The sequence below is a fragment of the Rhodococcus sp. EPR-157 genome (assembly GCF_001647195.1).
In the GTDB taxonomy this organism is placed as follows: domain Bacteria; phylum Actinomycetota; class Actinomycetes; order Mycobacteriales; family Mycobacteriaceae; genus Rhodococcoides.
Map to the genome: position 1 here is coordinate 1 of NZ_LVCV01000291.1, position 9,748 is coordinate 9,748.

A 9,748-nucleotide genomic window follows, 5' to 3' on the forward strand; every position below is an offset into this window, starting at 1 on the left:
ATCGCCGTGATCTGCTCATGCTGGTCGGACTCATTTCAGTAGATCCCTATTCTAAGCGGGTCCACTGTCCGAAATCCCTGGGCCGATCAGTTCATCATCGTCCGAACAGATTACAGCTGCGCGCCGAATAGCCAGGTGCGCGCTGAATAGCTGACAATCAGCCGCGCACCTGACAAATTCGAACGCGTCTGCGCGTTCCTTAAGAGCTCCCGAAGAACGGAACCCCATACGGTGCACGAGGTGGCGGTGGCGGGGCGCTGGGGGACCAGTGGTGATACCACTGCCAGTCCCCGTGGTGGCGATGGTCGTCCCATACCCACACCCAGTGGCCACGTTGGGCGTCGCAATTGCCCCACTGCCACTGCCCGCGGTTCTGTTGCCACTGCCACGGACCACTTCGATCGCAGTCGTGGTGTCCTCGCTGCGCCACCGGCGTGATCGGGTCGGCGGCGGCTGGAACGGTGACAAGTCCGACCGGCAACACGGTCAGCGATCCGGCCACCAATACTCTCGCCACTAATTGGCGCACGGTAATGCTCGACATTGCTGGATCCCTCCTGTAGCTCTGAAGCGACCGAGGTGTGAGCGCCCTAAGCCTGAATTCACCGATGGGCTGAGTGTGTGACCGTGAATCTCGTTGCGCGGTGTTGGTGCGGGGGTGGACATGGTTGGGTGCCCGATCTCGGGTGTCGGGTTGTTCCACTGGATCTTTCGCATTGCAGGTGGGCATGGGCTGTTCGGTTAGGCGAGGATGTGGGCGTTTCGCCCGAACATGCTGTCGAACAATGCAGTCCAGCTTGTTTCCCAGGGCCATCGCTGCGGCAGGTGCAGGGTGATTTTGCGGGCCGAGTAAGCGATTCGGGCGGGCACGCAGATCAGTGTTCGTCGGATGGTCCCGGTCGTGGCTTTCGCGAGCTTCGGTACGCCGGTCAGGGTGGCGGCGGCGCGAGTGAGATTGAATGCCATCACCGCGCAGACCAGCCAGGCGGCATTCGCGCAGAAATTCCCGGAGGGCATGTGGGCGAGGGCGGAGTTCTTCAGGTCGGCATGGACCTGTTCGATGATCGCGTGGCGGCGATGGGTTCGGTCAGCGGCGACGGTGTCGATCGCGGCGGGGTCGGTGGTGGTGAAGAAGGCGTGGAACCGCCACACGTCGAACAACTCGCCCTGGCCTTGGTCTTTCTTCGGGCGTAGATCGGGGATGCGGCGCACGACGAGCCGGCCGGGAACATGGTGGGATTTCTTCTGCGATTCGAACGCGGTGAACGGGATTTCGGCCACCTCCGCGACCGAAATCCATCGATCGGCCTCGACGTCGTAGAGGGCATTGGTGTAGCGGATCGGGGTCCAGGCATCATCGTCGATCGAGCTGATCGCGGTTCTGATCACCGAGTTCAGTCCGGTGGTGATCGAGACGTCCGCGCCGCCGCGCAGTGCCGCACCGATGCTGGGGTATCCGAAATACGCCGAGTCCGCCCGCAGCAACGGCTTCGGCGGTGCGCCAGAAATGCCGGTGTTGGTTTTCGTCGCTGCGTGGCGGAGGCGGTCGACGGTGGTGAGGGTGTCGGCGATCATGCGTGCGGCCCCGCGGGCGGATCCGCACGCACCCTTTCGTAGGCGTTGGGCGGTGATGACGGGCGCTGCGCTGGTCGTGGTGACAGTGGTGATCAGCGAATTCAGGCCGCGGACGCCGGAGTATCCGTAGCCGGATCCTTGTTTGCCGTGTCCGTGGACTTCGATGATGGAGTCGTCGATGTCGATCATCACCGGTTCGGTGTCGATACCTGCCAACAGCGGGGTGTGCTCGGCGAGAGCCTGCAGCAGCCGGGAGGCGACGGCGTCGAGCTGGCGGACGTGCCCGAACCGGAACTGGCGCAGAAACGATCCCAGGGTCGAGGGTGCGTAGGGCCGCTCGAACAGAATGTGCATCGCGCCGTGACGGAGGATCGCCATGTCGGAGATGCTGTCCGCACCGGCGACCATGCCGGCGACGAGGGATCCGATCTTGCGGCCGGCGTTGGAGCCCTTGTCGCCCGGGACCGACAGATGCTCATCGGCGAGCTGGTGCAGGCCCGATCGCTGCGCCAACGCCATCACCGGAACCAACCCGGCAGCGGACACCAGATTGGGGTCGTCGAAGCATGCGGCAGCGACGGGGCGGGTATGAGATAGTTGCATCTGCGAGATGCCCTTCGTAGTGGTCGAAATGTTCCCTAGACAAGAACAATTCTTTCACTACGGCAGGGCATTTCGTGTCTACAGTGTGCGACCAGTCCTCACTGAATCGGTGCATCCGGGCTAAGTTCGAGCGGGACTGCTGTGGGTCTGGCTCACAGGCACAGCTCTCCAGTTTTTCGTTCCTGGTCCGATCGTGGTCGGATTCTGGCTCGTGGCAACGTCGTTGGGCGGTCGACGTCTCAGGCGTGGGCCTCGAAACGAGCATGCGCACCCATTGGATTCTACGCAAAAACAACAAGATTGGCGGTCCGATCCGGTGCAATAGTCGATCGGCTACGAAATCGTGATCGGTCGTCCTGTTGATCTCATCTCGGATACACGATCGACATCTATTGCAACGCACTATGTTCGACGCCTGTGCCGCAGAATCTTCGGATAAGCGGAGCGGTCGCCGCAACGACTCGGTTACAGGGACTTCCGCAATTGGATTTCTCGCGGATTCTATTCTCGCAAAAGGGAAAAGTGACGAAATACCCTAGTGGGAAAAGACATTTTCCTCTTGTGCACCAGTCACGAGTCAGAGTGGGCGTAATTCGATCTTCCGACGAGTACTGCGTGGGTCCTTCGGCCCTTTCACCATCGCGGTAGGTGCGTCACTATCGGGATGCTGGACAGGTCACGAGATTGGGAGGGCCCCAGGAATGAAGCCGAAGCGTCCCGGACGGGAACGGTTGCGCCGTGCAGTCGAACCGATCCTGCTGGCCGTGACCCTTGGTGCTCTGCTCGCCGGAGGAATTGCGTGGATTCTCGACGCATACGCCGTCGCCGACGCCTGCTGGATTGCTGGAACCGTCTTCGCGATCGTGCCCGCCGCCTGGTGGGTGATCGACGCCGTACGCCGTGGTCGTGTGGGAGTCGACCTCATAGCGCTGCTCTCGTTGGTCGGCACCCTGCTGGTCGGCGAGTACGTAGCGGGGGCGCTCATCGGTGTCATGCTGGCTTCTGGTCGGGCACTCGACACAGCTGCCGAACGCCGCGCCACCAAGGATCTGCGCTCGTTGCTCGACCACGTCCCACACACCGCCCGCCGACGGGTCGGCGACGAGGTGCAGGTAGTACCTCTAGACGATGTTGTTTCCGGAGAGGTTCTCGTCATCGGCCCGGGCGAAGTGGTGCCCGTCGACGGATGGGTGACCTCGTCGGTCGCAGTGCTCGACGAGTCGGTGCTCACCGGCGAATCGATGAACGTCCAGCGCAAGAGCGGGCAAGCTGTGCGCAGCGGAGTAGTCAATGCCGGATCCGCGTTCGAACTGCGCGCTCGCGCCACGGCGGCGGAGAGCACCTACGCCGGCATCGTGCGCTTGGCCCGGGAGGCCGCAGCCGAAAGCGCTCCGGTCGTGAGGCTCGCGGACCGGATGGCCGCGTGGTTTCTGCCGTTGGCTCTTGCCGTCGCCGGGCTCGCCTGGTTGGCCAGCGGCTCGGCTACCAGAGCTGTGGCGGTGTTGGTGGTCGCAACCCCGTGTCCGCTGCTGCTCGCTGCGCCCGTCGCGATCGTGTCGGGCCTGTCCCGAGCCTCCCGCATCGGCGTCGTGATCCGTAGCGGCGGGGCGCTCGAGAACCTCGGCCACGCCACCACCCTCGTGATGGACAAGACCGGCACTTTGACGACCGGACGGCCCACCAGCGGCGACATTGTCACAGCTCCGGGGCGCGACGCGGTCGAAGTGCTCAGGGTTGCAGCATCCGCGGACCAACTGTCCCCGCATGTGCTTGCCGAGGCAATCGTGCAGGAAGCGAAGATGCGTGGGCTGCCACTGTCGATGCCCACCGACGTCGAGGAGGAGGCGGGTGCAGGAGTGGCGTCCACAGTGGATGGTCAGCGAGTCACGGTCGGCTCTCTGGACCTGGGCCCAGATGCGCCGGCCTGGGCGCGTGCAGTGCTCAACCGGGCTGCACTCGACGGCGCAGTGGTCGCATGGGTGACCGTCGACGGTGACCTTGCCGGCGCGCTGTTGCTGGCAGATCCACTGCGCCGCGACGCATCCCGAACGTTGCGGCGACTGCGTTCGGCCGGATTGAAACGGTTGGTGATGCTCAGTGGGGACCGACGCGAACCCGCGGAGGCCGTCGGGGCGATCCTCGGCCTCGATGACGTGTACGCCGAGCAGACTCCCGCAGGGAAAGTTGCCGGTGTACGCGCGGAACGAGACTCCGCGGTGACGATAATGGTCGGTGACGGCGTCAACGATGCGCCTGCCCTTGCTGCCGCGACGGTCGGAGTGGCGATGGGCGCGCGTGGTTCGACGGCAAGCTCGGAGGCCGCGGACATCGTGCTCACCACGGACCGGTTGGACCGTCTTGCCGACGCTATGGAGATTGCGCGACGATCCCGCCGTATCGCTGTGCAGAGCGCAACGGTCGGCATGGCATTGTCGTTGGTTGCCATGGGATTTGCCGCGTTCGGGCTGTTACCGCCGGCGGCGGGCGCTTTGCTGCAGGAGGGCATCGACGTGGCGGTGATACTGAACGCGTTGCGTGCACTGCGCGACGATCCGGCGCAGAAGGTGGCGCTCACCGACGACACCGCAGAGATGCTTCATCGATTCGCCAACGAGCACGACGAGATGCGAGAAGAACTGTCGATTCTGCGGCAGACCGCGCAACTGATCGCGACCGGAGGCCTCGATCAAGCCCACGTGTCACTGCGCCGCGTCGACGACTTTCTCTTCGAGACTCTGCTGCCGCACGAGCAGGCCGAGGACAAACATTTGTATCCGGCCCTGGCCGGACCATTGGGCAGCGGAGAGGCGACCGCAACGATGAGTCGGATGCACGCCGAGATCGACCGGCTCAGCCGCCGCCTGCGCACTCATCTGGAACAGGCGGATGCCGCTGGGGGACTGAGCGCCGATCAGTCGGACGACCTGCTGGCGTGCCTGTACGGCCTGTACGCGTTGCTGCGACTGCACTTCGTGCAAGAAGAGGAGAACTACTTCACTCTGACAACCGAGGAAGCAAGCACCGCGGACACAGCGTGATTCGGATCGGGAGCAGGCCGGAATAGCGGGAACGACCGTGTGTATCGGTCTGTGGTCACTGCGCCAGCGCACCGAGGGCCTGGTAGACCAGAAAGGCCGGCCACACGAACGACTTGAGGATGGCCACGAGGTGTTCCCCGAGACCTTCGGCTGCGTTCCACCAGAAGATCAGGCTGCCGATGCCGCCGAAGAAGTACACCGCCTCGCCTCCGGTTCCTGGAGCGCTGCGTGTTTTTGTGGTCTCGGACATGGTCTCGTTCCTTACGGGTCGTTGTCATTCACGCCTGTGGGGTAGCGCTGTGCACGCTAGCGTCCATCGATACCCGCAGGTGGGAGTAGGGCACAGAGTCACTTGCCGACGATCCGATCGGCACCTAGCTATCACCCGTGAACTGCTTCCGGTATGCAGAGGGGGCGACCGCGAATGCCGACGTGAAGTTCTGTCGAAACGTCACTGCGCTGCCGAAACCGCATGCTGCGGCGACATTCTCGATGCTGCGTGTAGTGGTTTCCAATAGCGTTCGGGCTTCGTTCAATCGTTGCTCGAGCACCCACCGTGCCGGGGTGGATCCCGTCGCACTCTGGAATTGCCGGATGAAGCTGCGACGGCTCATCCGTGCTCGGTCGGCGAGGCGCTCGATCGGCAGCGGTTCGTGCAGCCGCCCGAGCGCCCATTGCATGACATCGGCAATGGTGGTGTCGTCGGCGGCCGTGGTCACGGGGCGTTCGATGTACTGCGCCTGCCCGCCGTCTCTGTGCGGGGCGACGACGAGGCTACGGGCGACGCGGGTGGCTGCAGCGGACCCGAGGTGCTTGCGGACGATGTGCAGGCAGGAATCGATCGACGACGCTGTGCCTGCGGACGTCATGACGTCTCCGTGGTCGATGTAGAGCACGGATTCGTCAGTGTCGGTATGCGCGTTGCGTTCGCGGAGTTCGTCCATCTTGGTCCAGTGGGTGACGGCGGCCCGGCCCGCGAGCAGGCCGGTGTCGGCAATCGCGAACGAGCCCAGGCACAGCCCGGCAATCTCGACACCTCGTTGGTGCGCTGTGCGGAGTTGGGCGGACAAGGCGTCGTCGATCGGTGGCAGAGTTACCGGCCACGACGGAACGATGACGATGTCGGCCCAGTCGACGACGCTCGGATCTGCGATGTCGCCGAGTGTGTAGCCCTCCTCGGTTCGAATCGAGCCCGCACGCTCGGACCACAGCCTCGTTTCCCAGTGCTGCGCCAGGCCGAGGCGGGTGACTTCGCCGAACACCATCAGCGGGGCGGCGAGGTGGAACATCGTGATGTCGTCGAATGCGTACAGCGCGATTTTCATGTTCGGCTCCCTCAGTGGCACGAACAAGTGCATCCAGGTGCACTCAACCGCGCCACTAGTTGGCGTAAATCCATCGAAAGTATGCATCCGTGCCACTCGTGGATGCAACCTTCGGAGGTGCACGATGGGAATTGAGCCGTTAGCCACTACTTTCAGGAGCGAACAATATGACCGCACCGCGCCGCGCACTCATCGTCATCGACGTCCAGCAGGAGTACTTCGAGGGAGTTCTGAAGATTCAGTACCCACCTCGCACCGAGTCTCTGGCGAATATCGTCAGTGCGCTCGAAGTCGCTGCTGCGCAGGATCTTCCCGTCGTCATCGTGCAGCACGAGATGCCCGAGGGAGCGCCCGCGTTCGTCAAAGGAACCCCGACGTTCGAACTGCACCCGGATATCGAGGCGCAGCTGCAGCCGTCGTGGAAGCGCGTCGTGAAAAAGTACGGCAGCGTCTTCGCCGGCACCGACGTCGCCGACTGGTTGAAGGCCGAGGGCGTCGAAATCATCACCATCGCGGGCTACATGACCAACAACTGCGATCTCGCGACCGCCGCGGATGCCGAGGTCCTCGATGTGACCGCCGAGATCCTGTCCGACGCCACCGGTGCCATCAACCTCTCGAACGAGGCCGGAACCGTGTCGGCAGAGCAGTTGCACAAGGCGCTGATGGTTCTCTACCACTCGAACTTCGCAGCGGTGGCCACCACAGCGGACTGGACCGAAGCAGTCAAGTCCGGGACTGCTTTGCCGTCAAGCAATCTCGTCGTCTCCGCTGCGCAGGGCAACGAGGCTGTGGGCTAGGCCAGGACGACGCGAAACACCCCTATTTACGACTCATTCCTCGGAGCGGCTGCGTCCTTGCTGCAGTCCAAGCAGTGTGCTGAGGGCTTCGCGTGCGGAAGTTCGGAAGGTGTGCTCGTCGATTCCGTTCGGGCTGTTCGGATCCTGGAGATTTCGATACGCGAAGTTGTCTACTTCACAGAACAAGAAATGTAGTGGATCTCTCACTCGCGGATCCACTGATCCCTGCTGCTTGTTCAGCAGCTCGAGGAATCGAGTTTGGAACTCGCGCGCGGAGATTCGCATCTCGACGAAGTCCTGAAGTGGCGGAATGAAGGCCGCACTCTGTGAGGCTGGGGTGTCCATGACTCGAGTCCTACTTTCTGGGTGTGCTCGATGCGGGCTGGGCAGCAACCGAATCGGGGTTTCGATATGAAGGCCGATTGCACTGTGCGGCTCGCCAACCAAATGAATCAGTCATGAGGTTTGACGCGCGAAATGCCGGTTCGGTTCCACACTGGTCTGTCGGTAAAACCGGCGGACGCTGGAAGTGCCGGAATCAGAACAGCGTCGGTGCAGCGTAGCTCCCGTCGCGGGCTTCACGGAGTCGAGCGCTCCAACGCTGCACTAGCCACATTTCGACGAGTTCGGGACTTGTGCCGATGTCGGTCGCCCATTTCGTCAGGAGCGCGACGTAGCGGTCGTAGCGTCGGCGGGTAAATCCGGTAACGGCGGGATCTTCGAGCCATCCCTCGTGGATGAGGGTGGAGACGCCGTACTGGTCGATCAGCTGTGCGCGGCCGCCCTCGACCGATCCCTTCACCGCCCACATGAACGTGGCAATCAGCGAGACTCCGACACCCGGGGTGTCTGGCCAGCCGGACCACGATCCGGACGGAGTTTCGCGAAGTATCCGGTCTCGCGCGCAACCGTCGAGAATTGCCAAGATCTTGGCGAGTGGATTTTCGTCGGGATCGGCAAGATGCGGGTTGCGCACGTCAGGAAATCTTCGCATCGCCTTCCGGTTGCGGTGGCTGCCCTGCCATGCCGCGCACAGGAACAGCAGGCCGAGCGAATCATGCTCGCAATGAGCGAGATCCGTGCCCATACGAAGGTCGTTGCGCTGGACCGTCGCGGTGCCGCGGGTGACGATCTGGCCGTCCAGATCACGTCCGCGCAGTCGAACATCGAGGCCGACCTCGCGCAGGTGCCGATTCCACCAGTCGAGGTCCACCTCGACACCGTCGTCGAGTACGTGCAGATCGAAGTTGCGAAGCTGACACCACTGAACGCACGCCGCAGGTGGGTCGAATCCCTCGTCGAGTCGTGACATGCCGACATCGTGGCAGCAGCCACCGACACGAATGGTCGATCGAGACCCGTCTTGGTCGATCTGGCGCGCACTCCCGCGTCGACGTGAGGCGAGAACTGCTCCCTGTCTTATCGTTATGGCAAACTACCCACTTGGTAGAGCCAGAGACCGGTCATTCCGTCGATAGACGTCAAACCGGTGAAGTAACTCTTGGGGGAGAGTGTCCTGTGGGGGAATTGTTAGGAGCCGATCTCGACGAACTCAGGTCGTTGGGAGCGCAGCTGCGCGCCACAGCGAACGAGCTTGCAGACGTCGTCGTGCCCGCCAGGACCAGCGTTGCAGCGGTCGTGATGCCGGATGCCGGCATCGACGACGTGATGGGCCGGATTTCGACGACGTTCGAAACCACAGCGGCGAAGCACAGCACGGCCGTGCAGACGCTGGCTGACGGTGCTATTTCGTCCGCAGCCACGTACGAAGCCGTCGAAGACGCGTTCAGCAGACAACTGAGCGCGCTGACCGAAGGACTGGGGCGGTGACGACCCCAACGATTCCGCAGGTCGAGTCCTGGAATCCTCAGACGTTGACGAAGGCGGGAAACGCGATCAAAACGGCGGGGATTGCGCTCAGTGATCGTCTGGCGGAGGTGGATCTCGCGGTCGACAGGAGTGCGCGGACCTGGAAAGGGGACGCCAGCGCTGCCGCGTCGATGCGTGCGGTGTCGGAGGTGCTCACCGCGACCGCGTCGAAACGAGCGGCGGATACCGTCGGGGACGCATTGATCACTCAGGGCGAGACGATCGACGCGTACCGCGCCGCGATTCTGAGCACTCGCGACGCGGCTGTACACCTCAATGGCATGTCGGTGGCACCGGATGGCACTGTCACGAGCCCAACCGTTCCTGGCGCAGACGATGATGCTCTTCGACCGATCCTGCAAGGCCGACTCGATCGACAAGCAACAGATTTCCAGGCCAGCCTGAAAGAGAATCTGGCTCAGTGCGGATCCGCGCTGACAACCTTGAGGACGAAGGTCGACGGTGGGCTGGCCGACCTCGAGAAGCACGGTGGCCCCGGCGGTGCCACCCTCGGGGCAGTTCTGTCGGGCGAAGACGG

General features: G+C 63.2%; 8 protein-coding genes and 1 pseudogene. 4 read left to right on the plus strand and 5 right to left on the minus strand.

All coding sequences use genetic code 11. From position 1 onward, the window contains the following. Window positions 1-741: 741 nt before the first annotated feature. Window positions 742-2,178, minus strand: coding sequence for an IS1380 family transposase (locus A2J03_RS13445; RefSeq protein WP_068374646.1), 1,437 nt, complete (start codon window positions 2,176-2,178; stop codon window positions 742-744). Between the two features lie 701 nt (window positions 2,179-2,879). Between A2J03_RS13445 and A2J03_RS13450 the strand changes: the two genes are divergently transcribed. Beyond that, window positions 2,880-5,216, plus strand: coding sequence for a heavy metal translocating P-type ATPase (locus A2J03_RS13450; protein ID WP_068374648.1), 2,337 nt, complete (start codon window positions 2,880-2,882; stop codon window positions 5,214-5,216). A 55-nt stretch (window positions 5,217-5,271) separates the two neighbouring features. Here the strand turns inward: A2J03_RS13450 and A2J03_RS13455 are convergent, their stop codons facing one another. Both A2J03_RS13455 and A2J03_RS13460 read right to left on the minus strand, forming a co-directional pair. Continuing rightward, a complete protein-coding gene (locus tag A2J03_RS13455; RefSeq protein ID WP_068374651.1) occupies window positions 5,272-5,466 on the minus strand; it encodes a hypothetical protein in 195 nt (64 codons plus the stop codon). Between the two features lie 124 nt (window positions 5,467-5,590). Beyond that, window positions 5,591-6,541 carry a GlxA family transcriptional regulator gene (locus A2J03_RS13460; protein WP_068374654.1) on the minus strand — a complete coding sequence of 317 codons (951 nt, stop codon included), beginning with the start codon at window positions 6,539-6,541 and terminating at the stop codon, window positions 5,591-5,593. Between the two features lie 167 nt (window positions 6,542-6,708). On the opposite strand from A2J03_RS13460, the gene A2J03_RS13465 reads away from it, so the two are divergent. Then, window positions 6,709-7,341, plus strand: a complete 633-nt coding sequence (locus A2J03_RS13465; RefSeq protein ID WP_068374657.1) for an isochorismatase family protein — start codon at window positions 6,709-6,711, stop codon at window positions 7,339-7,341. A 33-nt stretch (window positions 7,342-7,374) separates the two neighbouring features. On the opposite strand, the gene A2J03_RS13470 is transcribed toward A2J03_RS13465, so the two are convergent. Both A2J03_RS13470 and A2J03_RS13475 read right to left on the minus strand, forming a co-directional pair. Beyond that, the gene (locus tag A2J03_RS13470) at window positions 7,375-7,686 is read right to left on the minus strand and encodes a colicin immunity domain-containing protein (RefSeq protein WP_068374659.1); all 312 of its coding nucleotides are present in this window, start codon (window positions 7,684-7,686) and stop codon (window positions 7,375-7,377) included. A gap of 193 nt (window positions 7,687-7,879) precedes the next feature. Then, entirely contained in the window at window positions 7,880-8,653 is a 774-nt protein-coding gene (locus A2J03_RS13475; RefSeq protein ID WP_068374663.1) for an 8-oxoguanine DNA glycosylase OGG fold protein, read from the minus strand. Window positions 8,654-8,859: 206 nt separating this feature from the next. On the opposite strand from A2J03_RS13475, the gene A2J03_RS13480 reads away from it, so the two are divergent. After that, window positions 8,860-9,171: a hypothetical protein gene (locus A2J03_RS13480; RefSeq protein ID WP_068374666.1), complete on the plus strand. Its 312-nt coding sequence runs from the start codon at window positions 8,860-8,862 to the stop codon at window positions 9,169-9,171. Further along, window positions 9,168-9,748: pseudogene (locus tag A2J03_RS13485) on the plus strand (hypothetical protein); the annotation flags it as partial. The gene A2J03_RS13480 and the pseudogene A2J03_RS13485, both read left to right, overlap by 4 nt.

Excerpts from the sequence above, each read along its gene's own strand:
- A2J03_RS13445 (WP_068374646.1), bottom strand. The coding sequence starts at position 2,178 with ATGCAACTATCTCATACCCGCCCCGTCGCTGCCGCATGCTTCGACGAC.
- A2J03_RS13450 (WP_068374648.1), top strand. The coding sequence starts at position 2,880 with ATGAAGCCGAAGCGTCCCGGACGGGAACGGTTGCGCCGTGCAGTCGAA.
- A2J03_RS13455 (WP_068374651.1), bottom strand. The coding sequence starts at position 5,466 with ATGTCCGAGACCACAAAAACACGCAGCGCTCCAGGAACCGGAGGCGAG.
- A2J03_RS13460 (WP_068374654.1), bottom strand. The coding sequence starts at position 6,541 with ATGAAAATCGCGCTGTACGCATTCGACGACATCACGATGTTCCACCTC.
- A2J03_RS13465 (WP_068374657.1), top strand. The coding sequence starts at position 6,709 with ATGACCGCACCGCGCCGCGCACTCATCGTCATCGACGTCCAGCAGGAG.
- A2J03_RS13470 (WP_068374659.1), bottom strand. The coding sequence starts at position 7,686 with ATGGACACCCCAGCCTCACAGAGTGCGGCCTTCATTCCGCCACTTCAG.
- A2J03_RS13475 (WP_068374663.1), bottom strand. The coding sequence starts at position 8,653 with ATGTCACGACTCGACGAGGGATTCGACCCACCTGCGGCGTGCGTTCAG.